At 73.6% G+C, this 25,581-nt stretch carries 20 protein-coding genes; 6 read left to right on the forward strand and 14 right to left on the reverse strand.

From position 1 onward, the window contains the following. Positions 1-58: 58 nt before the first annotated feature. Genes ACZ7EC_RS26835 through ACZ7EC_RS26855 form a run of 5 tightly spaced genes read right to left on the reverse strand, consistent with a single transcriptional unit; the run spans position 59 to position 7,933 of the window. Entirely contained in the window at positions 59-1,327 is a 1,269-nt protein-coding gene (locus tag ACZ7EC_RS26835; RefSeq protein ID WP_471066468.1) for an ABC transporter substrate-binding protein, read from the reverse strand. Then, positions 1,324-2,256, reverse strand: a complete 933-nt coding sequence (locus tag ACZ7EC_RS26840; protein ID WP_471066471.1) for a hypothetical protein — start codon at positions 2,254-2,256, stop codon at positions 1,324-1,326. The genes ACZ7EC_RS26835 and ACZ7EC_RS26840 overlap by 4 nt, the downstream gene beginning before the upstream one ends. Then, on the reverse strand, positions 2,253-3,749 hold the full coding sequence (locus tag ACZ7EC_RS26845) for a VWA domain-containing protein (RefSeq protein ID WP_471066473.1): 1,497 nt from the start codon (positions 3,747-3,749) through the stop codon (positions 2,253-2,255). Before ACZ7EC_RS26845 ends, ACZ7EC_RS26840 begins: the two co-directional genes overlap by 4 nt. 33 nt (positions 3,750-3,782) lie before the next feature. Further along, a complete protein-coding gene (locus ACZ7EC_RS26850) occupies positions 3,783-6,011 on the reverse strand; it encodes a tetratricopeptide repeat protein (protein WP_471066476.1) in 2,229 nt (742 codons plus the stop codon). After that, complete coding sequence (locus ACZ7EC_RS26855; RefSeq protein ID WP_471066477.1) at positions 6,008-7,933, reverse strand: trypsin-like serine peptidase; 1,926 nt, start codon at positions 7,931-7,933, stop codon at positions 6,008-6,010. The genes ACZ7EC_RS26850 and ACZ7EC_RS26855 overlap by 4 nt, the downstream gene beginning before the upstream one ends. Before the next feature lie 168 nt (positions 7,934-8,101). On the opposite strand from ACZ7EC_RS26855, the gene ACZ7EC_RS26860 reads away from it, so the two are divergent. Beyond that, a complete protein-coding gene (locus ACZ7EC_RS26860) occupies positions 8,102-8,869 on the forward strand; it encodes a polysaccharide deacetylase family protein (protein ID WP_471066616.1) in 768 nt (255 codons plus the stop codon). Between the two features lie 80 nt (positions 8,870-8,949). Further along, on the forward strand, positions 8,950-9,390 hold the full coding sequence (locus tag ACZ7EC_RS26865; protein WP_471066478.1) for an SRPBCC family protein: 441 nt from the start codon (positions 8,950-8,952) through the stop codon (positions 9,388-9,390). Between the two features lie 76 nt (positions 9,391-9,466). Here ACZ7EC_RS26865 and ACZ7EC_RS26870 read toward each other — a convergent pair whose 3' ends face one another. The 6 genes from ACZ7EC_RS26870 to ACZ7EC_RS26895 all read right to left on the reverse strand — a co-directional run bounded on the left by ACZ7EC_RS26870 (position 9,467) and on the right by ACZ7EC_RS26895 (position 16,884). Beyond that, complete coding sequence (locus ACZ7EC_RS26870; RefSeq protein ID WP_471066480.1) at positions 9,467-10,108, reverse strand: LysE family translocator; 642 nt, start codon at positions 10,106-10,108, stop codon at positions 9,467-9,469. A gap of 88 nt (positions 10,109-10,196) precedes the next feature. Beyond that, a complete protein-coding gene (locus ACZ7EC_RS26875; RefSeq protein ID WP_471066482.1) occupies positions 10,197-11,345 on the reverse strand; it encodes an XdhC family protein in 1,149 nt (382 codons plus the stop codon). Between the two features lie 49 nt (positions 11,346-11,394). Next, the gene (locus ACZ7EC_RS26880; protein ID WP_471066484.1) at positions 11,395-12,852 is read right to left on the reverse strand and encodes an NCS2 family permease; all 1,458 of its coding nucleotides are present in this window, start codon (positions 12,850-12,852) and stop codon (positions 11,395-11,397) included. 147 nt (positions 12,853-12,999) lie between these two features. Next, positions 13,000-15,420 (reverse strand): xanthine dehydrogenase family protein molybdopterin-binding subunit, encoded by a 2,421-nt coding sequence (locus ACZ7EC_RS26885; RefSeq protein ID WP_471066485.1) that lies wholly within the window; start codon positions 15,418-15,420, stop codon positions 13,000-13,002. Position 15,421: 1 nt separating this feature from the next. Continuing rightward, positions 15,422-15,994, reverse strand: a complete 573-nt coding sequence (locus ACZ7EC_RS26890) for a (2Fe-2S)-binding protein (protein WP_471066487.1) — start codon at positions 15,992-15,994, stop codon at positions 15,422-15,424. Beyond that, a complete protein-coding gene (locus ACZ7EC_RS26895; protein WP_471066489.1) occupies positions 15,994-16,884 on the reverse strand; it encodes an FAD binding domain-containing protein in 891 nt (296 codons plus the stop codon). Before ACZ7EC_RS26895 ends, ACZ7EC_RS26890 begins: the two co-directional genes overlap by 1 nt. A gap of 293 nt (positions 16,885-17,177) precedes the next feature. On the opposite strand from ACZ7EC_RS26895, the gene ACZ7EC_RS26900 reads away from it, so the two are divergent. The 3 genes from ACZ7EC_RS26900 to ACZ7EC_RS26910 all read left to right on the forward strand — a co-directional run bounded on the left by ACZ7EC_RS26900 (position 17,178) and on the right by ACZ7EC_RS26910 (position 20,385). Beyond that, positions 17,178-18,860, forward strand: coding sequence for a PucR family transcriptional regulator (locus ACZ7EC_RS26900; RefSeq protein ID WP_471066491.1), 1,683 nt, complete (start codon positions 17,178-17,180; stop codon positions 18,858-18,860). A 164-nt stretch (positions 18,861-19,024) separates the two neighbouring features. Then, a complete protein-coding gene (locus tag ACZ7EC_RS26905) occupies positions 19,025-19,792 on the forward strand; it encodes a hypothetical protein (protein ID WP_471066493.1) in 768 nt (255 codons plus the stop codon). 83 nt (positions 19,793-19,875) lie between these two features. Further along, a complete protein-coding gene (locus ACZ7EC_RS26910) occupies positions 19,876-20,385 on the forward strand; it encodes a DUF2231 domain-containing protein (RefSeq protein WP_471066495.1) in 510 nt (169 codons plus the stop codon). 73 nt (positions 20,386-20,458) lie between these two features. Here ACZ7EC_RS26910 and ACZ7EC_RS26915 read toward each other — a convergent pair whose 3' ends face one another. Then, positions 20,459-21,172 (reverse strand): GntR family transcriptional regulator, encoded by a 714-nt coding sequence (locus ACZ7EC_RS26915; protein ID WP_471066497.1) that lies wholly within the window; start codon positions 21,170-21,172, stop codon positions 20,459-20,461. Positions 21,173-21,602: 430 nt separating this feature from the next. Here ACZ7EC_RS26915 and ACZ7EC_RS26920 point away from each other — a divergent pair, with 430 nt between their 5' ends. Then, positions 21,603-22,673 (forward strand): DUF2637 domain-containing protein, encoded by a 1,071-nt coding sequence (locus ACZ7EC_RS26920; RefSeq protein WP_471066499.1) that lies wholly within the window; start codon positions 21,603-21,605, stop codon positions 22,671-22,673. 86 nt (positions 22,674-22,759) lie between these two features. Here ACZ7EC_RS26920 and ACZ7EC_RS26925 read toward each other — a convergent pair whose 3' ends face one another. After that, positions 22,760-23,134: an ATP-binding protein gene (locus ACZ7EC_RS26925; RefSeq protein WP_397987144.1), complete on the reverse strand. Its 375-nt coding sequence runs from the start codon at positions 23,132-23,134 to the stop codon at positions 22,760-22,762. Between the two features lie 681 nt (positions 23,135-23,815). Continuing rightward, positions 23,816-25,558 (reverse strand): pyruvate dehydrogenase, encoded by a 1,743-nt coding sequence (locus ACZ7EC_RS26930; protein ID WP_471066501.1) that lies wholly within the window; start codon positions 25,556-25,558, stop codon positions 23,816-23,818. Between the last annotated feature and the right edge of the window lie 23 nt (positions 25,559-25,581).

Genomic DNA, 25,581 nt, shown 5'->3' on the forward strand with positions numbered 1-25,581 from the left:
GGAGAGGGCGGGGGCGGGCCCGCGCGCATCCAGCCGCACGCGCCGGCGAGCCCGAGCCTCAGCGCACGTGATCGCAGACCGAGGGCAGCCACGTCTGTCCCGGTGCCTCCCTCAGGGTGTCCAGGGTGGTGAGCAGGGCGGTCAGACCGGCGGGGTGGGCCAGGTAGCTGATCGTGGATGCGGCGAAGGCGTCGCGGAGGGTCGGCGGCATGGCGTCGGAGGCGTCGAAGCAGTGGGTGGCGGACGGGGAGAGGAGCGTGGTGGCGAGGGTCCGGTGCCAGGCCGGGCCCGCGGCGGGCCGGACCCCGGTGTCGACGGAGAAGGCGGACTCGGCCCCGGCCCAGGCGCGTTGGGCGGTCGGCGCGGACAGATAGCGGATCAGCCGCCGCGCCTGCGGGGTGGCGTGCAGGAGCGCGACCAGGTCGCCGGAGACCTCCCAGGAGTTCCTGGCGGTGGCGCCGGGAATGAGGTCGGCCGAGGGGGTGTAGCGGCCGTCGGCCCGCTTCCACGCGGTGGACTGGGTGCGGATGAAGGACGCCTGGTGTTCGAGCGTGCAGCCCCGAGGCGTGGCCGCGACCGGTGCGGAGGCCTGGGCGTAGCCCGTCTTCAGGATGCGCCGGAGCAGCTTCCCGGACGTGCCCGCGCCCATCAGCCGGCCCCATGTCGTCCATGCCTGCCGTACCTCCGGCGAGCGCCAGGACAGCTTGCCGCTCGCCCACGACTGGTAGGTGCGCGGCCCGTGTTGCTGGAGCAGGATGTCCTCGATCCAGTCCGTGCCCGGCCACCCGCTGGTGGCGCCCGAGCCCATTCCCACGCACCACTGCGCAGGATCGTCCCGCGCCGCGCGACGCTGCCGCTCGCCGGTGCCGGCCGGGTACCAGACGATGCTCTTGAGGTCGGCCTTGAGCGGGAACCAGTACACATGCCCGTCCGCGAGCGGCATCGCCCAGGACGTGCCGAAGTCCTCCTGCGGGATGAGTCCGTCGAGCGGCTGGAGCTGCTTCTGGCCCGCATAGCCGGCGAGTTCGCCGGGGCCGGTGAGCACCACCACGTCCGGTGGCGTCCCGGCCTCGACATCGGCGCCGAGCACCTGGCTCTCCGCCGCACTGCCCTGGTAGTCCACGTGCACGTGGTACTTCCGCTCGAACGGCTCGATCACCGCGCGGCGCAGGCTCGTCTCGTCGCGGCCCGTCCAGTTCGCCAGCAGCGTGACGGTCGGCTCCCGGCCGGCGGCGCGGGCGCCCAGGACGACGGCCGCCGCCAGCAGGACGAGACAGCCCGCCACCGCGGTGACCGTCCGGGCGCGGCGGTGCGCTCGCCCGCTCACCGGGGCCTGAACCGGTACTCGTCGATGTGCCGCCGCAGTCCCGTCTCGGCCAGTGCCATGACCAGGATGCCTCCGATCAGTATCCAGCCGGCCGCCGCGGCGCGAAGACCGGTGTCCGCCAGGTACGCGGCGGTCGCCCGCCCCGCGTCGGTCAGTTCCCGCCCGGACAGCGGGCGGTCGAGCAGTCGCCGGGTGTCCGCCATCCCCGCGTGCGTCCACACCGTGAACAGCAGCGTGACGGCGAGCCCGGCCGCGAGCAGCGCGCCCGCGGCGAGCAGGCCCCGGTTGTAGCGGCGCCGGAAGCGGCGGCGCAGGAACAGCTGGGTCTCCAGCAGGCAGCAGGCCAGCGCCAGCGCGAGCAGCAGCGTCGCGGCCCAGCCGCACCACAGCAGCGGTCCGAAGGAGGTCTGCCGGTGCACGGCCGCGCGCTGCTGGGCCTGGAGGACCTTCAGCCGGGGCAGTATCCCGGCGCCGGGGTCCGACAGGATGCTCGTCGCGTAGCTGAGGTACGCCTCGCGCAACACGCTGCCGGTGGACTGGACTTGCGCCTGCTGCACCGTGACCGCGTAGACGGTGACGAGCGCGGCGACGGTCTGGAGCGCCTGCCGTCCCGACGCTCCCCCCACGTCGTCCCCGGCGGCGGCGGCGACACTCTGCGCGGCGACCGAGATCTGCTTCTGGAAGTCGCTGGTGGGGGTCGCGGCGCCGGCGTCCCGCTCGGCCTGCCCGAGGGCGTACAGCGCGGTGTCGAGGGACAGCACCGCCGGGGCGCTGGAGGTGCGCAGCGGGTCGGCGTCGCCGTGCACCCCCTCGTACGACAGGAAGAGGACGAGCGTCAGCAGGGCCGACAGGGCGAGCAGCAGCCGGTGGCGGACGGCCAGGTCACGGGCGGTCGTACTGCCGCGCACGGCGCCTGTGCCGGCGCTCATGCCGACGGCCCGGTCAGCCGGCGGCCGCACTCGCCGCCGCAGTACACGGAGTCCGCCGGGCCGAGCCAGCCGCAGTCCGGGCACTCCAGGAGGGCGCCGGGGTCCGGGGGGACCTCGGGGGCGGGCGGCGGGGGCGCGGCCGGGTGGTGCGGCGGGGTGGTCATGGCGCTGGAGAGGATCAGATGCTGCCAGTCGACGTCCTTGAGGCCGCCGCGGATCCGGCCGCCGCCCGGCGCGTCCTCGATCCGGCGCAGTGCGTCGAGGAGGCGGGCGTCGCCGAGTTCCTCCGCCAGGCGCAGCGCGCGGGCGAGTTCGCGATCCGCGGTGGCCCGGCCGTCGGTGCCGCGCAGCCAGGCCCGGTAGGCGCGGGCCACGGCGGCGCTCGCCTGCTGGTACAGCTCCTGCCGGTGCACGCCGGGGTGGCGCCGGGAGGCGTCGAGCGGGTTGTCGGTCCAGCGCACCAGGATGGGGCGGGGCCGTGGCAGTCGTACCGGCTGCCCGAAGTCGGGTACGACGATCTCGGCGGCGGCCAGTTGGAGGTCCTCGCCGCGTTCCCGTCCGGTCGGGTCGGCGGCCAGGATCACCTGGAAGTGCCGTACCTCCTCGCCCCAGGCGCGGGTGATGTACTCGGTGCCGCGTCCGGGGCCGGCGGCGGGCAGGAGTTCCTGTTCGCCGGGGACGACCTGCTTGACCTGGCGGATGACGGTGCCGGGGGTGGGGGTGAGCCGGATGCGCAGCTCGGGCACCGCCGTGCCGAGCAGCCCGTTCACCAACTCCTCGTAGGCGGCGACGAGATCGGACTCCTCGCGGACGGCTCCGGCGCGGCCGTGCAGCCGCCGGGTGATGCGCAGCAGCAGTTCGGCGTCCCAGTCGTCGCCGATGCCCCAGGCGTCGCAGACGAAGCGGCCCTCGCAGGCGTCCAGCGCGGTGTCCAGGGGGATGGCGGCCCGGTGGTCGTGCTCGTTGCGGCCGTCGGTGAGCAGCAGGACGTGCTTGACGGGGGCGGGGTGGTCCTTCAGCAGCCGGCGGGCGAGGTCCAGCCATGCCCCGATGGCGGTACCGCCGTTGGCGTCCAGGATGCGTACGGCCCGTACGGCGGCGGCGCGTTCGCCGGGCCCGGCGACGGCGAGCCCCGGATGGTCCGGGCCGGGGTGGACGACGGTGGCGTGGAAGTGCCCGGAGAGCACCGCGAAGGCGGTGCCCTCGGGCAGCAGTCGTACGGCGGCCACGGTGGCGTCCTTGGCCGCGTGCAGCTTGGCCGCCGGGTAGAGCATGGAGCGGGAGGTGTCCACGATCAGCACCTCGGCGAGCGCGGGGCCGCCGCCCGGCGCCCGTCCCCCGGCGAGCCCGGCGCCGCCGTGGCCGCGCACGCCGATCTCCAGGATGGCGTGCATCTCCCGTTCCACGCCCCGCTCGCGGACGTCCCCTTCGGCGGGCAGGTCCTTCTGCTGGCCGACTTCGAGCGTCACCTCGATCTGCTCGGCCGTGGTCATCGCTGTCTCTCCCCAGGGGTCATGGGTGTGTCCTCAGAAGGTGGTCAACGGCCGTACCGCGTGGGCCAGATCGAGCAGCCGGCCGTGTTCCGGGGCGGTGCGGGCCTGGGCGGCCAGCTGGCGGAAGGAGTGTTCGAGGAGGATGCGCAGGCTGTCCTCGTCGCCGGACCCGAGGAGATCCCCGGACGGCCAGGACGCGGTGCCGCCGCCCAGCGTGTTCTCTCGGACCTCGGCGACCAGCCGGGCGCGGGACTCGCCGTCCTCGGCGCCCCCGTCCAGGCGCAGTTCGGGCAGCCGCCGGGCCGCGTCGGCCAGGTCGGCGGGCGTGGGCGGCAGTCCGCCGAGGATGCCGGCGCGGATGCGGACGGCGGCGATCCGGGCGGCGTCGTGGTGGCGCGAGGTGGCCGGCACGTCGTCCAGCACGCGCACGGCGGCGTCCCGGTCGCCGCCGGCCAGGTGGCCGCGCGCGAGGCCGAAGGCGGCGGCGGTGTGCGCGCTGTCGCGTTTCCACACGGCCTCGTAGAAGCGCCTGGCGCGTGCGGTGCGGGCGCCGTGCTCGGCGCAGTGGCCGAGGGCGAGCTTGGGCACGTACTCGCCGGGCAGCGCCCGGTACACCGCCTCGAACCGGGCGCCGGCCGGCTCCACTTCGCCCAGGGCGAGGTGCAGGACGCCCCGGTGCCAGGCGATCCGCCAGTCGTGGGCGGCGGCACGCTCGCCGAGCTGGGTCTCGGCCTCGGTGAGCCAGTCGGCCGCCGCGTCCCGCTCACCGCGCCGGAGGTAGGCGCGGCACAGCCACAGCGCGGTCTCGGGGGTGCCGAGGCGGGAGTCGCGGGGCCACTGCCGGGCCACCTGGTCGGGGGCGTCGGGCGAGAAGGTGTCCAGGACCAGGGCGGCGCCGTCGGCGGGGTCGGGGACCGGTTCGGGCAGGGCGCCGGCGACCTCGGCGGGCGAGGGCGGGCTCACGTCCAGCTCGGCCGGGTGCTCTCCGGGGCGGGCGGTCCAGTGGTCGAGGGCGGGGATCGCGCCGAGCCCGGCGTCCAGGCTGGCGGCGGTGGCGCGGAACCGGGTGGAGCTCTCGGGCAGTTGCTCGCCGAACCGGAGTGAGCGGAACTCTCGCAGGACTTCCCAGAGTTGGCGGGACATCTCGGCGGCCGACCGGAACCGGGCGCGGGGTTCGGGGTGGGTGGCGCGCTCGACGAGCCGGCGGAAGGAGTCGTGCGCGAGCCCGCGGGCCGGTTCGGTGTCGCGGGCGAGCGCCTGGAGGGTCATGCCGACGGTGTAGAGGTCGCTGTCGACGTGCCAGCCGCGCCGGTCGATCTCCGCCTTCGGCGGCGCGAACGTCGCGGTGTACACGTAGGCGGACGCGCGGTCGCCGATCGCGCGGACCGCGCCGAGGTCGATGACCTTCACGGCCCGCCCGAAGTGGATGACGTTGGCGGGCTTCATGTCGCAGTAGAGCAGGCCCCGTTCGTGCATGTACTCCAGCGCGCCGAGGATCTTGCAGCCGTAGGTGAGGACGTGGTCGAGGCGGGGGCGGCCGTGGAAGACGCGCTCGATGTCGTCGGCGTCGAACAGCTGTTGCAGGGAGCGTCCGCCGATGTAGTCCATGACCAGGTAGCCGGTGGACGTCCCGCCCGGTGGCCGGTGTTCGGCGTACGTGATGATCCGCACGATGTCCGGGTGGTGCAGGTCGGTGAGCGACCGGCGCTCCTCGACGGCGGCGCGGCGGGCGAGTGCGCCGCCGGCGTCGATCTGGCTCTTGAGGACGACGCGGTGGCCCTCGGCACGGGTGTCCTCGGCGAGGTGGATCCAGCCGAGGCCGCCGCGGGCGAGGCAGCCGAGGACGCGGTAGTGCCCGGCGACCAGGTCGCCGCGGGCCAGTTGGGGCAGGAAGGAGTACGGCGCCCCGCAGCGGGGGCAGCGGCCGGTGGCGCGGGCGGGCTGGCCGCCGTACCCGAGCCCGATGATCATGCCGCAGCCGTCGGTGCCGCAGCGGCGGCCCTCGGTGGGCGGGCGCGGGTCGTCGACCAGCAGGACGTCCTCGGGTTCGGCCACCTCGGGGAGTACGAGCAGTCCGTGCTGGTCGAGTTCCCCGACCCCGGCCACGGCGTGCACGGCCGGCGGAGCCGGGCTCTCCTCGGCCGGGGCGCACGTCGCGGCCGGTTCGCCGCGCGGCTCGACGTGCCGGTGTCCGCAGGTGTCGCAATAGCCGGTCCCCATGATGCGTCCCGCGCATCCGGGCCGGACACAGGAGCTGGTCATGAGCCGCACTCCTTCCGGGGACCGGGGGCGCCGCGAGGGGGTGAGGGAAGGTGCTGGCCGGGGGCGCGGGGAGAAGGGGGGCGGCGGTCGGCGGCGCGGGAGGGCTCGCGGCTGGCGGCGGCGGGCGCGGGCGGTGGTGCGGGGCGGCCGGGCGCAGAGGCGGGGGGCGCGGACGGACAGGCGTGGCGGGGCTCGGCGTCGGTCCGCGGCCCGGCGGCGCCCGGAGCACCATCTGCCCCCGACGGCCCGCCCGCCCCCGTCGCCCCCGAGCAGAATTCGGTGAACCGGTCCGCCGCGGCCTCCGCCTGTTCGATGTCGCACGGGGTCCGGCGCAGTTGGGTGAGGGCGGCCTCGTAGAGGCGGTAGGCGGCCAGGACCCGGTCGCCCTGTTCCTCGGCGCGGCGGCGGCACAGCGGCCACTGGGCGGTGACCCGGCCGCGCAGCTCCTCCCAGCGGCGCAGCCGGGCGTCGAGCAGGTCGAGGGCCTGTTCCAGGCGTCGGCCGCGGCGCTCGACGGCGTCCTCGAAGGTGAACAGCAGGTCGGCGCGCCGGGGCCCGCGGTCCTGTTCGGAGCTGTGCGCGACCCAGGCCCGCAGCATCAGGCTGCGGCCGACGGCGGCCTCGGCCCGGCTCAGCAGCGGCTCGCCGCCGGGCCCCGCCGTCACCCGGTCCCGGCGGGCGTCCAGCGCGGGCCCCAGCACATCGACGATCCGGTCGAGCTCCGCGCCGAGCCGGGCCCACCGCTCGCGCAGCGGCCGGTGCACCAGCGACTCGGCGGCCCGTTCGGCCCCGGCCTCGCGGCGGTGGACCAGCAGCAGCCGGGCCCCGTGCCGGGCGAGCCGTTCCAGCAGGGCGAGCAGCGCCTCGGGTTCGGCGCTCTGGTCGACGCCGACCAGCACCGCGGCGAGCGGCACGCGCAGGGTGGCGAGCCGTTCGGGCCGGGGGTCGTCGTGGATGCCGAGCCGTTCGGCGATCCGGTCCATCACCTCGTCCGCCGTCAACCGCCGGACGTCCAGGGCGAGATCGTGCGCCCCGGCGGGCGGCACGGTCTCGGGCGGGTCGTGGCTGAAGGCGCTGGTGTTGCGGTGCGTGCGCAGCTCGCGGTCCGCCAGTGTGACGGCCCGCTCCAGGGTGAAGGCGCGGTCGCCGCGCGCCGGTACGACCGTGACGAGCACCGGCCAGCCCTCACCCCGGAACCACCCGGCGAGTTCGGTGGCGAAGGGTACGTCGAGCCGCCCCGCGCCGCCCGCCGCCCGGCCGCGCAGCCGGGGGTCGACCGCCGAGGCGCCGTCGGTCCAGGCGGCGACCTGCGGCAGATGGCTGAGGATGGTCTCGGTGGGGCTCATCTGGCTGAACGCGGACACCTGCCCCTCGTCCACGCTGAGCACGATGCCGATCACCTGGTCGGTGGCGTGGTCGACCACCGGACCGCCACTGAAGCCGGGGGCGGCCAGTTCGCCGGGGGTGAGCGGGCGCAGCTGCACCCGGCTGTCCCGGCCGCGCGCGGCGACCAGGGTGGCGCCGTGCCAGCGACCGCCGTCGTCGCCGGCCGGGAAGCCGTACATGCTCACCGGTCCGTGCGGCGAGGCCAGCCGGTAGAGGCGGGTGGCGTGTGCGGCGGGCAGCGGTTCGGCGAGGCGCAGCAGGGCGAGGTCGCCGCTGCGGTCGCCGAACGCGTCCTCCTGCTCCGGTACGTGCTCGTCCGGGTGGACGGTGGCGGCGACCGCGCCCTGTCCGGGCACACCGACGAGTCGTACCGCGTACCGCGCGCCCGGCGTGACGACATGCCCGGCGGTGAGCACCCGGTCGGGGGCGAGCAGCACCCCGGCACCGAGCACCCCGCCCTCCGGTGCCTCGATGCGGGCGATCCATGTCGGCGTGCGTAACCGGGACTTGACGGCTCGCTCCCCCGTGCGCGTCATGCCGCCGAGGTTACTCCCCGTACCGGCCTGGAACCACTGGTGTGCACGAGGCGGCCGAATGTGAAGCTTCGCCCATAATCGCACAAACGAACTATAAAATGTGTGTATAGTCCCGGCATGTTTTCTTCGCACTCGAAAGCCCGTACGGCGGCGTCCGCGACAGGCAAGATGCAGAAACGGCGGCTCGGGTTCCGTCCGGCCGCCCTCGTCTCGGCCGCCGCCGGCATGGCGCTGGCCCTGAGCGGCTGCGCCCAGGTCGACACCACCTCGCCGAGCACCGCGCGCAAGGACGCGGCGCAGGGGGCGCCGGCGAGCCTCGGCGGCGTCGACTGCCGCAAGGCCAAGTGCGTCGCGCTCACCTTCGACGCGGGCCCCAGCGAGAACTCGCCGCGGCTGCTGGACATCCTGAAGGAGAAGAAGGTCCACGCGACGTTCTTCCTGCTCGGCAAGCGGCATATCGAGAAGTACCCGCAGCTGGTCAAGCGCATGGCGGCCGAGGGCCACGAGGTGGCGAGCCACACCTGGGACCACAGGATCCTCACCGACATATCCGACGACGAGGTGCGCGAGGAGCTGCGGCGGCCGAACGACGCGATCCAGCGGCTCACCGGCCGCAAGCCCACGCTGATGCGCCCGCCGCAGGGCCGCACGGACGCCAACATCCACAAGATCTGCAAGGAGCTGGGGCTCGCCGAGGTCCTGTGGAGCGTCACCGCCAAGGACTACGCGACCACCGACTCGGCGCTCATCAAGAAGCGCGTGCTCGACCAGGCCGACCGGGACGGGATCATCCTGCTGCACGACATCTACTCCGGCACCGTGCCCGCCGTGCCCGGCATCATCGACGCCCTCAGGCAGCGCGGCTACACCTTCGTGACGGTCCCCCAGCTCCTCGCCCCCGGCAGGGCCGAGCCGGGCAAGGTCTACCGGCCCTGAGCGACCGCGCGACTGGGCCGACCGGGTGGAGGCGGCGGCGCACGCCCGGCCCGGCCGGTCGCATTGCCTACGATCGGCACGTGCCGTCCTTCTCCCTCACCCGCACCGTGCCGCTCCCCGTGGACGAGGCATGGCGCCGGGTCACCGAGTGGCCCCGCCACTCCCGCACCGTCCCGCTGACCCGGATCACGGTGCTCACCGGGGGCCCGACCGGCGTGGGCACCCGTTTCACGGCGCGCACGGGCGTCGGACCGCTCGCCGTGGACGACACCATGGAGGTGACCGCCTGGCGCCCGCCTGCGGACGGGGAGGGCGGGCTGTGCCGGCTGGAGAAGCGGGGCCGGGTGGTGCTCGGCCGGGCGCTGATCGAGGTCCGGCCGGGGCCCGGCGGCCGCAGCCGGGTGGTCTGGCAGGAGGAGCTGCGGCTGCGCTTCCTGCCCCGCGCCCTGGACGGCGTGGTCTCGCGCACGAGCCGGGCGGTGTTCGGACGCGGACTGAACCGGCTGCTCAGGCAGGCCTGAGCGGGACGGCTGAGCGGCGGGCGCAGCGCCCGTACCCCGGACCCGGATCCCGAACGACCTTTCCGCCGCCCGGAGTTCAGTCCTTGCGCCCCGTCACCGCCACCGTCACGCCCAGCCCGATCATCGTCAGGCCGCCGACGCCGCCGACCGCGGACAGCCGGCGGGGCGAGCGGGCGAACCAGTCGCGGGCGGCGGAGGCGGCCAGGCCCCAGACGCTGTCCGAGACCAGCGCGAGCACGTTGAAGACCAGGCCGAGCAGCAGCATCTGAAGGGGCACCCGCCCCTGGGCGCGGTCCACGAACTGGGGCAGCACGGCGGCGAAGAACACCATCGTCTTGGGGTTGGCCACACCGACCGCGAAGCCCTCCCCCAGGGTGCGCAAACCGCTCCGCTCCGGGGGCTTAGACCGGGTGAACGCGGCCCGCAGCGAACCGCGTTGCCGCCATGTCCGGACACCCAGGTGGACGAGATAGGCGGCGCCCGCGAGCTTGAGCGCGGTGAAGAGGAGGACCGAGCGCTCCACCACCGGTCCGATACCGAGGGCCACGGCGGCGACGAGGACGTACGCGCCGAGGGTGTTCCCGGCGACCGTGGTCAGCGCGGCGCGGCGGCCGTGCGCCAGCGCCCGCCCGACGACGAACAGCACGCTCGGGCCCGGTATCACGATCAGCAGCAGGGACAGCGCCGCGAAGGCGAGCAGCCGGTCGGGGGAGACCATGCCCTCATGGAACACGGGGGCCGCGGCGCGCGGCAATCGCTTTACGCGCGCGGGGCCGGGTTCGCGTGGCGGGCGGGGCGGCGCGTGCTCAGGCCACCGAGCCGATCCGCGCCGCCGTCCCCGTCGTCTCGTGGTGGATCGGCGTGTGCCCGCCGGTCAGGGCGACGCCGCTGCCGCCGCGCCGGGCGGCGACGATCTCGGCAGCGATGGACAGGGCCGTCTCCTCGGGTGTGCGGGCGCCGAGGTCCAGGCCGATCGGGGACCGCAGGCGGGACAACTCGCCCTCGGTCACGCCGACTTCGCGCAGGCGGCGGGCGCGGTCGAGGTGGGTGCGGCGGGAGCCCATCGCGCCGACGTAGGCCACCGGGAGGCGCAGCGCCACCTTCAGCAACGGCACGTCGAACTTGGCGTCGTGGGTGAGCACGCACAGGACGGTACGGCCGTCGGTGCCGGTGCGTTCCAGGTAGGTGTGGGGCCACTCGACCACGATCTCGTCGGCCTCGGGGAAGCGGGTGCGGGTGGCGAAGACCGGGCGGGCGTCGCACACGGTGACGTGGTAACCGAGGAACTTGCCGACGCGGACCAGGGCGGAGGCGAAGTCGATCGCGCCGAAGACGATCATCCGGGGCGGGGGCACGGAGGACTCCACCAGGACGGTGAGCGGGGCGCCGCAGCGCGAACCGCGGGCACCGATCTCCAGGGTGCCGGTGCGGCCCGCGTCCAGCAGGGCGCGGGCCTCGGCGGCGACGGTGCGGTCCAGCTCGGGGTGGGCGCCGAAGCCGCCGTCGTACGATCCGTCGGGCCGTACGAGCAGGGCGCGGCCGGGCAGTCCGGCCGGGCCGGCCACGATCCGGGCGAGCGCCGCCGCCTGTCCGCGGGCGGCGGCGGCCAGCGCGGCCGCGATCACCGGCCGGGCGGGGTCGTCCGCCCGGACCGGGGTGACCAGGACGTCGATGACGCCGCCGCAGGTCAGGCCGACCGCGAAGGCGTCCTCGTCGCTGTATCCGAACCGTTCGAGGACGCTCTCCCCGTCCTTCAGCGCCTGTTGGCACAGCTCGTACACCGCGCCCTCGACGCAGCCGCCGGAGACCGACCCGATTGCGGTGCCGTCGGCGTCCACCGCGAGCGCGGCGCCGGGCTGCCGGGGGGCGCTGCCGCCGACGGCCACGACGGTGGCGACGGCGAAGTCACGCCCCTGCCCGGCCCAGCGGGACAGTTCCTCGGCGATGTCCAGCATCTGTCGCTCTCCTCAAAGTGGTTGCTCGGAAAGGGAGTTCGCCGCGTGGCTAGTGGACGCCGAGCCAGCCTTCGACGGGGTGCAGCGCGAAGTACACGAGGAAGACGGCCGTCAGCCCCCACATGAAGGCGCCGATCTCCCGCGCCCTGCCCTGGGCCACCTTGATCGCCGTGTACGAGATGACTCCCGCGGCGACCCCCGTGGTGATCGTGTACGTGAACGGCATCAGAACGACGGTCAGGAAGACCGGAATCGCCGTGGCCCGGTCGCCCCAGTCCACGTGGCGGGCGTTCATCAGCATCATCGCACCGATGACCACCAGCGCCGCGGAGGCCACCTCCTGCGGGACGATCGCGGTCACCGGGGTGAAGAACAGGCAGGCCGCGAACAGCAGTCCGGTGACCGCGGAGGCGAGCCCCGTGCGGGCGCCCTCGCCGACGCCGGTCGCCGACTCGATGAACACGGTCTGTCCCGAGCCGCCGGTCAGACCGCCGACCGCACCGCCCGCGCCGTCGATGAACAGCGCCTTCGACAGCCCCGGCATCCGCCCCTTGTCGTCGGCGAGCCCGGCTTCCGTGCCGACGCCGATGATGGTGGCCATCGCGTCGAAGAACCCGGCGAGCACCAGGGTGAAGACGATCACCGCGATGGTCATCCCGCCGACCTTGTCCCAGCCGCCGAAACCGACGTGCCCGAACAGTGAGAAGTCCGGCATCGAGACCGCGCCGCCGTGCAGTTCGGGCGCGCCGGAGGCCCACTGGCGGGGGTCGATGACGCCGAGCCCGTTGAGGACGGCGGCGACGATCGTGCCGGAGACGATGCCGATCAGGATGGCGCCGGGCACGTTGCGGGCCTGGAGCATGAAGATCAGCAGCAGGGTGCCGGCGAAGAGGAGCACCGGCCAGCCGGTGAGCTGGCCCGCGGGGCCGAGGCTGAGCGGGGTGCCCTTGCCCGGATGCACGAAGCCGGACTTGTAGAAGCCGATGAGGGCGATGAACAGGCCGATGCCCATGGTGATGCCGTGCTTGAGCGCGAGCGGGATCGCGTTCATGATCATCTCGCGCAGGCCGGTGACGACCAGCAGCATGATGACCGCGCCGTACAGCACGCACATGCCCATCGCCTGCGGCCAGGTCATGTTGGGCACGACCTGCGCGGACAGCACTCCGGAGACGGACAGGCCGGCGGCGAGCGCGAGGGGCACCTTGCCGACGAAGCCCATCAGCAGCGTGGTGAGGGCCGCGGCGAACGCGGTCGCGGTGATCAGGGCCTTCTGGCCGAGGGTGTGGCCCTGGACGTCCTGGCCGGACAGGATCAGGGGGTTGAGGAGGAGGATGTACGCCATCGCCATGAAGGTGGTGACGCCGCCGCGCACCTCGCGCGCGACCGTGGATCCTCTCCGGGATATGTGGAAGTACCGGTCGAGCCAGGACCGGCCGGCCGGGACGCGGCTGCCGTCGCCGGCGTCCTCGGCCGTGGTCCTGGTCTCCACTGATGGTTGGGTCATGGTGCCGTCTCCCAAGGTTCACAGGGGCACCCGGTCAACTCCGGTGAGCTGAGCGGGATTTGGGATGTGCACGTAACCCGGGGGACGGCCCGGTGTGGCACGTGGTGGGGGGTGGGCCGGGGGTGAGCGATTGCCCGGCGGGGGGCGTTACGCGGTGCCCGTGAGGTGCTCCGGGCGTACCGGCGTCCTGTTCAGTTCCAGGCCCGTGGCATTGCGGATCGCCGCGAGGACGGCCGGGGTCGAGGACAGGGTCGGCGCCTCGCCGATGCCGCGCAGCCCGTACGGGGCGTGCTCGTCGGCGAGTTCGAGGACGTCGACCGGGATGGTCGGCGTGTCGAGGATGGTCGGGATCAGGTAGTCGGTGAAGGAGGGGTTCCTGACCTTCGCGGTCTTCGGATCCACGATGATCTCCTCCATCACCGCGACGCCCAGGCCCTGCGTGGTGCCGCCCTGGATCTGGCCGATCACGGAGAGCGGGTTGAGCGCCTTGCCGACGTCCTGGGCGCAGGCCAGCTCGATGACCTTGACGAGGCCGAGTTCGGTGTCGACCTCGACCACGGCGCGGTGCGCGGCGAAGGAGTACTGGACATGGCCGTTGCCCTGGCCGGTGCGCAGGTCGAAGGCCTCGGTCGGCCGGTGCCGCCACTCCTCCTCCAGCTCCACGGCCTCGTCCTCCAGGACGTCCACCAGGTCGGCGAGCACCTCGCCGCCGTCGGTGACCACCTTGCCGCCCTCCAGCAACAACTCCGCGGTGGCCCAGGCGGGATGGTAGGAGCCGAACTTGCGCCGGCCGATCTCCAGGACCTTCTCGCGCACCAGCTCGCAGGCGTTCTTGACGGCACCGCCGGTGACGTACGTCTGCCGGGAGGCGGAGGTGGAGCCGGCCGAGCCCACCTGGGTGTCGGCCGGATGGATGGTGACCTGGGCGACGCCGAGTTCGGTCCGGGCGATCTGGGCGTGCACGGTGACGCCGCCCTGCCCGACCTCCGCCATCGCGGTGTGCACGGTGGCGACGGGCTCGCCCGCGATCACCTCCATGCGCACCCTGGCCGTGGAGTAGTCGTCGAACCCCTCGGAGAAGCCGACGTTCTTGATGCCGACGGCGTAGCCGATGCCCCGTACGACACCCTCGCCGTGCGTGGTGTTGGACAGGCCGCCGGGGAGCTGCCGCACGTCGGCGCCCTCGCTGGACTCCCACTGGCGCTCGGGCGGCAGCGGCATCGCCTTGACGCGGCGCAGGAGTTCGGCGACCGGCGCCGGGGAGTCGACCGGCTGCCCGGTGGGCATGATGGTGCCCTGCTCCATGGCGTTCAGCTGCCGGAACTCCACCGGGTCCATGCCGAGTCGCTTCGCCAGCTTGTCCATCTGGGCCTCGTACGCGAAGCACGCCTGGACCGCGCCGAAGCCGCGCATCGCGCCGCAGGGCGGGTTGTTGGTGTACAGGGCGATGGCCTCGATGTCGACGTCGTCCACGACGTACGGCCCGATGCTCAGCGAGGAAGCGTTGCCGACGACGGCCGGTGAGGCGGAGGCGTAGGCGCCGCCGTCCAGCACGATGCGGCACTTGACGTGGGTCAGCCTGCCCTCGCGGGTGGCCCCGTGCTCGTAGTACAGCTTGGCCGGGTGGCGGTGGACGTGCCCGAAGAAGGACTCGAACCGGTTGTAGACGATCTTGACGGGCTTGCCGGTGCGCAGTGCCAGCAGACAGGCGTGGATCTGCATGGACAGGTCCTCGCGGCCGCCGAAGGCGCCGCCGACGCCGGACAGCGTCATCCGCACCTTGCGCTCGGGCAGCCCGAGCACGGGCGCGATCTGGCGCAGGTCGGAGTGGAGCCACTGGGTGGCGATGTAGAGGTGGACGCCGCCGTCCTCCTCGGGCACCGCGAGCCCGGACTCCGGGCCGAGGAACGCCTGGTCCTGCATGCCGAAGGTGTACTCGCCCCGGACGATCACATCGGCGCGGGCGGCTGCCGCGGCGGCGTCACCGCGCACGATCGGCTGGCGGTGCACGATGTTCGGGTGCGGGACATGCCCGATGTGGTGGTCGTCGCGGTGCTCGTGGACGAGGACGGCGTCCGGGCCGAGGGCCGACTTCTCGTCGGTGACGACGGGGAGTTCGCGGTACTCCACCTTGATCTTGGCGGCGGCGCGGCGGGCGGTCTCCGGGTGGTCGGCGGCGACGATGGCGACCGGTTCGCCGTGGTGGCGCACCTTGCCGTGCGCGAGGACCGGGGTGTCCTGGATCTCCAGGCCGTAGTGCTTGACCTCGGTGGGCAGGTCGTCGTACGTCATGACGGCGTAGACGCCGGACAGGGCGAGGGCCTCGGAGGTGTCGATGGAGACGATCTCGGCGTGGGCGACGGTGGAGCGCAGGATCTGGCCCCACAGCATGTCCTCGTGCCACATGTCCGAGGAGTAGGCGAACTCGCCGGTCACCTTGAGGGTGCCGTCGGGGCGCAGGGTGGACTCGCCGATCCCGCCCTTGGTACCCGAGCCCTGTGTGATCTTCGTAGGAAGGCCGGTGGGGGCACCGCCCGTGTGAGCGGAGCCGAACGTGGGGGACGGCATGTCAGACTCCCTCGGACTGGCGGGCGGCCGCGAGGCGGACCGCGTCCATGATCTTCTCGTAGCCCGTGCAGCGGCACAGGTTGCCCGACAGCGCCTCGCGGATGTCGGCGTCGGACGGGTTCGGGTTGCGCTCCAGGAGTTCGTCGGAGGCGACGAGCAGGCCCGGCGTGCAGAAGCCGCACTGGACGGCGCCGGCGTCGATGAACGCCTGCTGGATCGGGGCGAGTCCGGTGCCCTCGCCGGCCTGGGAGTCGGTGCCGCCCTTGGCGGCCCAGCCCTTGGCCGCGTCAAGGGAGACGCCGTCCGAGCCGCCCTCGGAGCGCTGCCGCGCGTGGTCGGCGAGGCCCTCGACGGTCACCACGTCCCGGCCCTCGGCCTGCCCGGCGGCGACCAGACAGGAACAGACCGGCACGCCGTCGAGTCGTACGGTGCAGGAGCCGCACTCACCCTGTTCGCAGGCGTTCTTGGAGCCGGGCAGACCGAGCCGCTCGCGCAGGACGTAGAGCAGGGACTCGCCCTCCCAGACGTCGTCGGCTTCCTGCGGGCGTCCGTTGACGGTGAAGTTGACGCGCATCACGCAGCTCCCTCGGTGTGGCGGGCGCCGCGGTACGACTCCCAGGTCCAGGTCAGCGTCCGGCGGGCCATCACGCCGACCGCGTGCCTGCGGTAGCTCGCGGTGCCCCGGACGTCGTCGATCGGGTTGCAGGCGGCGGCGCACAGGTCCGCGAACTGCTTGGCGACGGAGGGGGTGATGATCTTCCCGTTGTCCCAGAAGCCGCCCTCCGCCAGCGCCGCGTTCAGGAACTCCTCGGCGGCCTTGGCGCGCACCGGGGTGGGCGCGGCCGAGCCGATGCCGGTGCGCACGGTGCGGGTCTCCGGGTGCAGGGCGAGGCCGAAGGCGCACACGGCGATGACCATGGCGTTGCGGGTGCCGACCTTGGAGTACTGCTGGGGGCCGTCCGCCTTCTTGACGTGGACGGCGCGGATCAGCTCGTCGGGCTGGAGCGCGTTGCGCTTGACGCCCGTGTAGAACTCGTCGATCGGGATCATCCGGGTCCCGCGCGCCGCCGACGCCACCTCGACCTCGGCGCCGGCCGCGAGGAGGGCGGGGTGGGCGTCGCCGGCGGGCGAGGCCGTGCCGAGGTTGCCGCCGACGCCGCCGCGGTTGCGGATCTGCGGGGAGGCGACCGTGTGCGAGGCGAGCGCGAGACCCGGCAGCTCGGCACGGAGCTGTTCCATGATCGTGCTGTAGGGCACGGAGGCGCCCAGCCGTACGGCGTCCTCGCCGGTCTCCCATTCGTAGAGATCGCCGACGCGGTTGAGGTCGAGCAGGTACTCGGGCCTGCGGTGATCGAAGTTGATCTCGACCATCACATCGGTGCCACCCGCGATCGGCACAGCGGTGGGATGCTCGGCCTTCGCGGCGAGCGCCTCCTCCCAGCTGGCGGGGCGAAGGAAGTCCATGACCGGCTCTCTTCTTCGTCTTGGGTTCTGCGGATTTGAGCCAATCCGTGTGCGGCGGGCCCGGCTCGTTCCTGTCGTGTTGACGTGGAATGGAGTCAGTACACCGCCGTGTACTCCGACGGGGTCAGTCACCGAAACCATGAAGGAGTTCGCTGGCCAGGTGAAGCATCTTGTAGATTCGTATGAACGGAGGACATCGGCAACCTCTCCGTTTTCCCGTGGAAGCGGCCACTCCCCCGTCCCCCTCCGAAGATCCATCGTAGGTTTCGAGACAAGAAACGGCGGCAACTGAGATGCGGCTGCGCGCACTGCTGGACACCGACGCGCTGGGCCTGCTGCTGCTCGGCGGCGAGGACGAGCTGGACCGCTCGGTGCGCGGTGTGATGACGACCGACCTGCGCGACCCGAGCCGCTACCTGTCCGGCGGCGAGCTGGTGCTGACGGGCCTCGCCTGGCGGCGGGACGCGGCCGACTCGGAGCCGTTCGTGCGGCTCCTGGTGCAGGCCGGGGTGGCGGCCCTCGCCGCGGGCACCGCCGAGCTGGGCGGGGTGCCGGAGGACCTGGTGGCGGCCTGCGCCAAGCACCGGCTGCCGCTGCTCGCGGTGGACGAGTCGGTGGCCTTCGCGACGGTCACCGAGCATGTCGTACGCCAGGTGTCCGGCGAGCGCGCCGGGGACCTGGCCGCCGTGGTGGACCGGCACCGCCGGATGATGACCTCGGGCCCGGCGGGCGGCGGCCCCGACGTGGTGCTCGATCTGCTCGGCACCGACCTGGACCTGCGCGCCTGGGTGCTCTCCCCCACCGGCCGGCTGATCGCCGGCTCCAAGGTGGCGGGGCCCGAGCTGCCCGCCGGGACCTGCGCCCGGCTGGCCGCCGAGCACCTGGCCGCCGCCCGCACCGGCCGGCGCGCCCCGCACCGCGTCGCGCTGGACGGCACGACGTACTCACTCTTCCCGATCCGCTCCTCGGGACGCGCGCCGGGCGCCGCGCGCGATGCCCGCGAGACGGTGCTGTCGGACTGGCTGCTGGCCGTGGAGGCGGACGCGGGCGACTGGGACGGGCAGCGCATGGACCTGCTCCAGGGCGTCACCCAGCTGATCGCCGTGGAGCGCGACCGCCGGGAGGCGGCCCGTACGGTACGGCGCCGGCTCGCCCAGGAGGTCCTGGAGCTGGTGCAGACGGGCGCCGCGCCGGCGGAGATCGCGGCCCGGCTGCGGGTGGCCGCGCCCGTGCTGCTGCCCGGCCTCGGCGCGGCCCCGCACTGGCAGGTCGTGGTGGCGCGGGTGGAGTGGGACGGCGCGGACGCCGAGGGCGGCCCGGTGGCGCAGGCGCTGCTGGAGGAGATCCTGGTGGACCCGCTGGCGACCGGCCCCGAGGCCGCCGACCGCATCGCCGTGGCCCACACCGGGGACGAGGCGGTGGCGCTGGTGCCGCTGCCCGCCGTACCGGCCGTCGCCGCCGACCGCGAGGGCGCCGAGACCGGCCTGCTCGCCGACGCGCTGCTCCAGGTGGTGCGCGAGCCGCTGTCGGCGGGGCTGGACGGCGACGGGCGGCTCACGCTCGGCGTCAGCGCGGCCGTGCACTCCGCGGAGGGGCTGCGCGGCGCCCTGGAGGAGGCCCGGCACGCCCGCCGGGTGGCGGCGGCCCGGCCCGGCCGGGTCTGCGCGGCGGGCCACCAGGAGCTGGCCAGCCACGTGCTGCTGCTGCCGTTCGTCCCGGACGACGTGCGCCGCGCGTTCACGGCCCGGCTGCTGGACCCGCTGACGGACTACGACCGCCGGCACCGCGCGGAGCTGATCCCGACCCTGGAGGCGTTCCTCGACTGCGACGGCTCCTGGACCCGCTGCGCCACCCGTCTACACCTGCACGTCAACACGCTGCGCTACCGCGTCGGCCGGATCGAGCAGTTGACGGGACGGGACCTGTCGCGTCTGGAGGACAAGCTCGATTTCTTCCTGGCGCTGCGCATGAGCTGAGCCGGACGGGGCGAAGCGGACGAACCGGACCCGGCCGCGCCCCCACGACTTTGTGAAATCTTTCACCCACCCCCTTGGCCTGGTGTGGCGATCGGTGCTGGAATGCCGCCACCACTCAACAGCCCGATGGCGTGCCTGGGGAGGTCAACGTGGCGTATACCGCCATGTCTGGGAACGGAACGACCGCCGGTGACGATCCGCTCCAGACCGCGGTATGGCGGCTGCGCTCGCGGGCCTGCTGGGCCGACGCCGCGGCCCTGCTGCCGGCGGACACGCCGGAGGCGGCGCTGCAACGGGCGATGCTGCTGGTGGAGCGCTGCCTGTACACGGAGGGCGGGTGGGCGGACGCGGAGGACGCGCTGCGCACGGCGGAGGCGCTCGCGCACACCGACGAGGAGCGGGGCGCGGCCGCGTGCGAGCGCGGGCAGCTCGCGTACGCCGCGACGCTGCACGGCGTCCGGGACCGGGTGGACGAGGCGCGGGCCGCGCTGGGGCGGGCGGCGGCGCTGATCCCGCCGGGGGCGGCCGGACGGGCGCTGCTGGACTTCCGGCGGGGGCTGCTGGCGGAGAACCTGTCCCGGTCGCCGCAGGCGGCGCGCGCCGCGTACCGCCGGGCGCACGCGGGCGCGACCGCGGCCGCCGATCCGCTGCTGCTGTCGTTCACCTGGCGCCATCTCGCCGGACTCGCCCTGCGGGACGGGGAGTTGGCGGAGGCGCGGCACGGGTTCGCCGAGTCGCTGCGGATCCGGGAGGAGCTGGGGTACCTCGTCGGGACGGCGCCCGCGCTGGTGTCCCTGGCGGACACGGAGGACGAACCGGCGGCGTCCCGGCTGAGAGACGAGGCGCGGCGGCTGTTCCGCCTCCTGGGGGGCGTGCCGACATGGCTGGCGGCGCAGCTCGTCCCACCGGCCGCGGGACCGGCCACGGCGTGAGCAGGAGCGTGCTCAGAGGGAACTCAGAGACGGCTGTGCCAGTGTGACGCGCCCCGAGATCCCCCACTCCAGGAGAGCGTCGCATGACCCTCGTCAACGGGCTGCCGGCCCATGTCCTGCTCGTCCATGTCGTCGTGGTGCTGGTCCCGCTGACCGCCCTCGCGCTGGTCGCCGCGGCGGTGTGGCCGCGGGCCGCGCGCCGGCTGGGTGTCCTGCTGCCCGCGCTGGGCCTGGTGTCCCTGGTCAGCGTGCCGCTCACGACGAACGCCGGCGAGTGGCTGGAGCGGCATGTCGACGACGACCCGCTCGTCCGCAAGCACACCGAGCTGGGCGACGGGCTGCTGCCCTGGGCGCTGGGGCTGTTCGTGCTGGCCGTGGTCGTGTGGTGGGCGGCCCGCGCGGTGCTCCGCGCCGAGGGCGGCTCGCGCTGGTCCGCGCTGCCGGTGCGGATCGTCCTCGGGCTGCTGTCCGCGGTCATCGCGGTGGGCGCGGTCGTGGACGTGTACCGGATCGGCGAGTCGGGGGCGCGGGCGGCGTGGCACGACGGATTCTCGAAGTCGGCGCACGGTGACCAGGGCGGCGACGGTTCCTGAGGCGCCCTGAAGGGCTCGGGTGCGGGGAGCCGCGCGGCAGCTCACGGCGGAGGGCGGCGCGCGTCGCCTCCGCTCAGGCCGCGCCCGCGAAGTGCTCCGCGACCAGGTCCCGCACCACCTCCAGGTCCCGTGCCACCAGCGCCTCCAGCAGGGACACGTGTTCGGCCGCGTCCGCGACCAGGTCCGCGCGGGCGTGCCGGACCGGGCCGCCGACCAGCGGCCACTGGGCGCGGCGGTGCAGGTCGCAAGCGATGCGGACCAGCTCCTCGTTGCCGGACAGGGCCAGCATCGCGCGGTGGAAGGCCCGGTCGGACTCGGCGTACGTCGCGGGGCAGCCGGAGGCCGCCGCCCGTACCGTGTCCTGCGCGAGCGGCCGCAGCTCGGCCCAGCGCGCGGCCGGAACCGTACGGGCCAGCCGCAGCATCACCGGGACCTCGATCAGCTCCCGCACCTCCACCAGCTCGGCCAGCTCCCGCGCCCCCCGCTCGACCACCCGGAACCCGCGGTTGGGCACCACCTCGACGGCGCCCTCCAGGGCGAGCTGCTGCATCGCCTCGCGCACCGGCGTCGCCGAGACGCCGAAGCGGTCCCCGAGCACCGGCGCCGAGTACACCTCCCCCGGCTTCAGCTCGCCCGTCACCAGCGCCGTGCGCAGCGCCTCCAGGATCTGCCCGCGCACCGAGGACCGCTGTATCACGGGCCGCTCGCCCGCGGGGCGGCGCGGGCCCGGAACCAGCCCCTCACCGTGCGTGTACGCCGCCGCGGCGCCCTGCGCGCCCTGCCTCACGGGGTCCTCCTGGCGGCTTGTCGGTACTTGGGGTCATTGACGACGGGTTGTCGGTTGTTCGTCAAGCACCCTAGACGTACCGAGCGGTACGTCAAACTCGATCGAGGTCCGGGACCGGGTCCGGGAGGGGCGAGCGGGGACGCGCGGACCCCCGCGGTCCACTAAGATCGACTCGTTCCGGACCGCCTCGCACGGACTGGTGATGCACAACTTCCTCACCGTTCACGGGAACTTTCCGAGGAACCATCCGTACGGGTAGTCTTATTCGAACTCAACTCCCGCCCCTCAAGCGGCAGTTCGAGCAGATCGCCGTCCACGGGCACCCCCTCGCACCCTCTTGGCGGCCTCTTGCCGCGAAACCCCCTGAGGGCCGCCCGGAGTGGGTCAATATGGCGGGCGTTACGCCCTATCCCAATGCAAGGGACCCCTGATGAGACTGACCGACATATCGCTGAACTGGCTGCTTCCGGGCGCCGTACTGCTCCTGGGCATGGTCGCGGCGGTGGCGGTACTCGCGCGCGGAAAGCGCTCCTCCGGGGAGAACGCGAGTGCGGACGACTCCTGGGAGCGCAGCGAGGAGCGCCGCAGGCGCAAGGAGGCCATCTACGGCACCGCCTCCTACGTGCTGCTGTTCTGCTGTGCGGCGGTGGCCGCCGCCCTGTCCTTCCACGGCCTCGTGGGCTTCGGCGAGCAGAACCTCGGCCTGACCGACGGCTGGCAGTACCTGGTGCCGTTCGGCCTCGACGGCGCGGCCATGTTCTGCTCCGTCCTCGCGGTGCGCGAGGCCAGCCACGGTGACGCGGCTCTCGGCTCGCGCATCCTGGTGTGGCTGTTCGCCGCGGCCGCGGCCTGGTTCAACTGGGTGCACGCGCCGCGCGGCGTCGGCCACGCGGGCGCCCCGCAGTTCTTCTCCGGCATGTCCCTGTCGGCGGCGGTGCTGTTCGACCGCGCACTGAAGCAGACCCGCCGCGCCGCGCTGCGCGAGCAGGGGCTGGTGCCGCGCCCGCTGCCGCAGATCCGTATCGTGCGCTGGCTGCGCGCCCCCCGCGAGACCTACAGGGCGTGGTCGCTGATGCTCCTGGAGGGCGTGCGCAGCCTGGACGAGGCCGTCGAGGAGGTCCGCGAGGACAACCGGCAGAAGGAGCAGTCGCGCCAGCGCAGGCGAGAGCAGCAGCGGATGGAGCGCGCCCAGCTCAAGGCCATCAGCCGGGGCCACGGCCGGTTCGTGAACCGGGTCGGCGGCGGCCGGCAGGTCGAGGTGCAGGCCATGGAGCGCGGCTCCTCGGGCGGCGCCACAGCGGAGCCTGCCATAGCGACCGCGGAACAGCTGCCGGTGCCCTCCCGTCCCTCCCTCCAGCCGGTCCGCAAAGGGTCTGAGCCGGTGGCCAAAGGGTCCGAGCCGGTGACCGTCGACCTCACCGCGGAGGACGACACCATGGCTCTGCCCCGCCTGGACTCCCTGGAGCGCAAACTCAAGGACCTGGAGCAGCAGTTCGGCTAGGAATGACCGGTCTTCACGGGTCGGGGGCGCGCTCGCTCGGGGCGCGCCCCCGACCCGTGTCCGCCGCCGTTGCTGCCCGTGGTTCGCTACGCCGCCTCGGCGCCCAGCTCGAACCACACCGACTTGCCGACCCCGTGCGGCCGTACGCCCCAGGCGTCCGCGAGGGACTCCACCAGGACCATGCCCCGGCCGTGGGTGTCGTCGTCCGGATCCGGGGCGCGCACCTCGGGTCTTCGGGGCACGAAGTCCCGTACCTCCACGCGCAGTCCGCCGGGTGCCACGACGGCGGTGAGGACGGCGTCGTCGTCCGTGTGCACCAGCGCGTTGGTGACCAGTTCGCTGGTGAGCAGCTCGGCGATCTCCGAGCGCCCCGGCTTGCCCCAGTCCCGCAGCAGCTCGCGCAGCTCCCGCCGGGCTTCGGGCACGGAGCGCAGATCCGCCCGCCCGAGCCTGCGCCACAAGCGCTGCGGCGACTGCGGCTGCTGTGGTCGTTGTGACGGTTGTGGCCGCTGTGCCGCCCGGCCGCGTTCGCCGCGTGCGGCGCGCCGCTCCGGTGCGTCCCGCCGGTCGCGCCCGTCACGTAAGGAATCGTCCCGCGGGGAATCGCCGACGGGCACCCGCACCAGGCGCCCGGACGACTCCCCGGCAACCTGTGCGGTCCCCGTGGCCCGCAGGGTGCCCACGGCCTCCCTGACGACGCCCGGAACTTCCCCCGAGGTCTCCCCCGTGCCGTCCCCCGGTTCCGCGGAGGGGATCCCGGTGGTCACGGGACCGCCCCCTCGTGCCTGCCTCTTCATGGCCCCCGCCCGCACGCCGCTCGAACCCTGCCCCTCCTGGTCGAACACGTTCACGGGGGATGCTTGCCCAGTGGACCAACGGCCAGTCCTGGCACCGGACCGATGACCGGCGGTTCGGCCACCGCCGGGGCCCGCCACACCCGGCCGCGAGGTGGCCGCCGGAAACACGCGATGGCCTTCCGAGCGCCCCTGTGACGCCGCTGACGCCCCGTGACGGGCGGACCGCCGCGCCCGGCACAGCCGGTCGGCGGTCCGTCACGGGCCGTGAAACTGGCCGAAATCCGTTCCCCGATCCGGGTAATGCGCCCTCGGGTACGGACGGTTCGCCGCCCGGACCGGGTGGTGTCAGGGCCGGGGCACGTTGCGCAGGTTGGAGCGGGCCATCTGGACCATGCGGCCGACTCCGCCGTCCAGCACGATCTTGGAGGCGGACAGCGCGAACCCCGTGACCATCTCGGCGCTGATCTTCGGCGGGATGGACAGGGCGTTGGGGTCGGTGACGATGTCCACCAGAGCCGGACCCTTGTGCCGGAACGCGTCCTTGAGCGCGCCGGCCAGCTGCTTGGGCTTCTCCACCCGCACGCCGTACGCCCCGCACGCGCGGGCCACGGCGGCGAAGTCGGGATTGGCGTTGGCGGTGCCGTACGCGGGCAACCCGGAGACCATCATCTCCAACTCGACCATGCCCAGGGAGGAGTTGTTGAACAGCACCACCTTGACCGGCAGGTCCTGCTGCACCAGCGTCAGGAAGTCGCCCATCAGCATGGAGAATCCGCCGTCCCCGGACATCGACACCACCTGGCGGCGCCGGTCGGTGAACTGCGCGCCGATCGCCATGGGCAGCGCGTTGGCCATCGAGCCGTGCGAGAACGAACCGATGATCCTGCGGCGGCCGTTGGGCGAGATGTAGCGCGCCGCCCAGACGTTGCACATGCCGGTGTCCACGGTGAACACCGCGTCGTCGTCGGCGACTTCGTCCAGTACGGCGGCCACGTACTCGGGGTGGATCGGGACGTGCCGGTCCACCTTGCGGGTGTACGCCTTGACCACGCCCTCCAGTGCGTCGGCGTGCTTCTTCAGCATCCGGTCCAGGAAGCGCCTGCTGGTCTTCTCCTTGACCCGCGGGATGAGGCAGCGCAGCGTCTCGCGCACGTCGCCCCACACGGCGAGGTCGAGCCGGGAGCGCCGGCCGAGCACCTCGGGCCGTACGTCGATCTGGGCGATCCGCACGTCGTCGGGCAGGAAGGCGTTGTACGGGAAGTCGGTGCCGAGCAGGATCAGCAGGTCGCACTCGTGGGTGGCCTCGTAGGCGGCACCGTAGCCGAGCAGTCCGCTCATCCCGACGTCGTACGGATTGTCGTACTGGATGAACTCCTTGCCCCGCAGGGCGTGTCCCACCGGGGACTTGACCTTCTCGGCGAACTCCATGACCTCGGCGTGTGCCCCCGCCGTGCCGCTGCCGCAGAACAGCGTGACCTTGCCGGCCTTGTCGATCATCTCCACGAGGGCGTCGATCTCGGCGTCGCCGGGGCGGACGGTGGGCCGGGAGGTGACCAGGGCGCTCTGCGCGGCCTTCTCCGGGGCGGGTTCGGCGGCGATGTCGCCGGGCAGCGAGACCACGCTGACCCCGCTCTGCCCGACCGCGTGCTGGATGGCGGTCTGGAGCAGCCGGGGCATCTGCTTCGGGCTGGAGATCAGCTCGCAGTAGTGGCTGCACTCCTGGAACAGCCGGTCCGGATGGGTCTCCTGGAAGTACCCGAGGCCGATCTCGCTGGAGGGGATGTGGGAGGCGAGGGCGAGCACGGGGGCCATGGAGCGGTGGGCGTCGTACAGGCCGTTGATGAGGTGCAGGTTGCCGGGCCCGCAGGAGCCGGCGCAGGCGGCCAGCTTCCCGGTGATCTGGGCCTCGGCACCGGCCGCGAAGGCGGCGGTCTCCTCGTGGCGGACGTGCACCCAGTCGATGCGGGAGTGGCGGCGGACGGCGTCCACGATCGGGTTGAGGCTGTCGCCGACGACACCGTAGAGGCGGCGCACGCCGGCGCGGACGAGGATGTCGACGAACTGCTCGGCTACGTTCTGCTTGGCCATGTTCTCTCGTCTGCCCCTTCCGG

The organism is Streptomyces sp. NPDC037203, assembly GCF_055605065.1.

Bases quoted from the DNA above. Each gene is read 5' to 3' on its own strand.
- ACZ7EC_RS26840 (WP_471066471.1), bottom strand. From the start codon at position 2,256: ATGAGCGCCGGCACAGGCGCCGTGCGCGGCAGTACGACCGCCCGTGAC.
- ACZ7EC_RS26845 (WP_471066473.1), bottom strand. From the start codon at position 3,749: ATGACCACGGCCGAGCAGATCGAGGTGACGCTCGAAGTCGGCCAGCAG.
- ACZ7EC_RS26850 (WP_471066476.1), bottom strand. From the start codon at position 6,011: ATGACCAGCTCCTGTGTCCGGCCCGGATGCGCGGGACGCATCATGGGG.
- ACZ7EC_RS26855 (WP_471066477.1), bottom strand. From the start codon at position 7,933: ATGACGCGCACGGGGGAGCGAGCCGTCAAGTCCCGGTTACGCACGCCG.
- ACZ7EC_RS26860 (WP_471066616.1), top strand. From the start codon at position 8,102: ATGCAGAAACGGCGGCTCGGGTTCCGTCCGGCCGCCCTCGTCTCGGCC.
- ACZ7EC_RS26870 (WP_471066480.1), bottom strand. From the start codon at position 10,108: ATGGTCTCCCCCGACCGGCTGCTCGCCTTCGCGGCGCTGTCCCTGCTG.
- ACZ7EC_RS26875 (WP_471066482.1), bottom strand. From the start codon at position 11,345: ATGCTGGACATCGCCGAGGAACTGTCCCGCTGGGCCGGGCAGGGGCGT.
- ACZ7EC_RS26880 (WP_471066484.1), bottom strand. From the start codon at position 12,852: ATGACCCAACCATCAGTGGAGACCAGGACCACGGCCGAGGACGCCGGC.
- ACZ7EC_RS26885 (WP_471066485.1), bottom strand. From the start codon at position 15,420: ATGCCGTCCCCCACGTTCGGCTCCGCTCACACGGGCGGTGCCCCCACC.
- ACZ7EC_RS26890 (WP_471066487.1), bottom strand. From the start codon at position 15,994: ATGCGCGTCAACTTCACCGTCAACGGACGCCCGCAGGAAGCCGACGAC.
- ACZ7EC_RS26895 (WP_471066489.1), bottom strand. From the start codon at position 16,884: ATGGACTTCCTTCGCCCCGCCAGCTGGGAGGAGGCGCTCGCCGCGAAG.
- ACZ7EC_RS26900 (WP_471066491.1), top strand. From the start codon at position 17,178: ATGCGGCTGCGCGCACTGCTGGACACCGACGCGCTGGGCCTGCTGCTG.
- ACZ7EC_RS26905 (WP_471066493.1), top strand. From the start codon at position 19,025: ATGTCTGGGAACGGAACGACCGCCGGTGACGATCCGCTCCAGACCGCG.
- ACZ7EC_RS26910 (WP_471066495.1), top strand. From the start codon at position 19,876: ATGACCCTCGTCAACGGGCTGCCGGCCCATGTCCTGCTCGTCCATGTC.
- ACZ7EC_RS26920 (WP_471066499.1), top strand. From the start codon at position 21,603: ATGAGACTGACCGACATATCGCTGAACTGGCTGCTTCCGGGCGCCGTA.
- ACZ7EC_RS26930 (WP_471066501.1), bottom strand. From the start codon at position 25,558: ATGGCCAAGCAGAACGTAGCCGAGCAGTTCGTCGACATCCTCGTCCGC.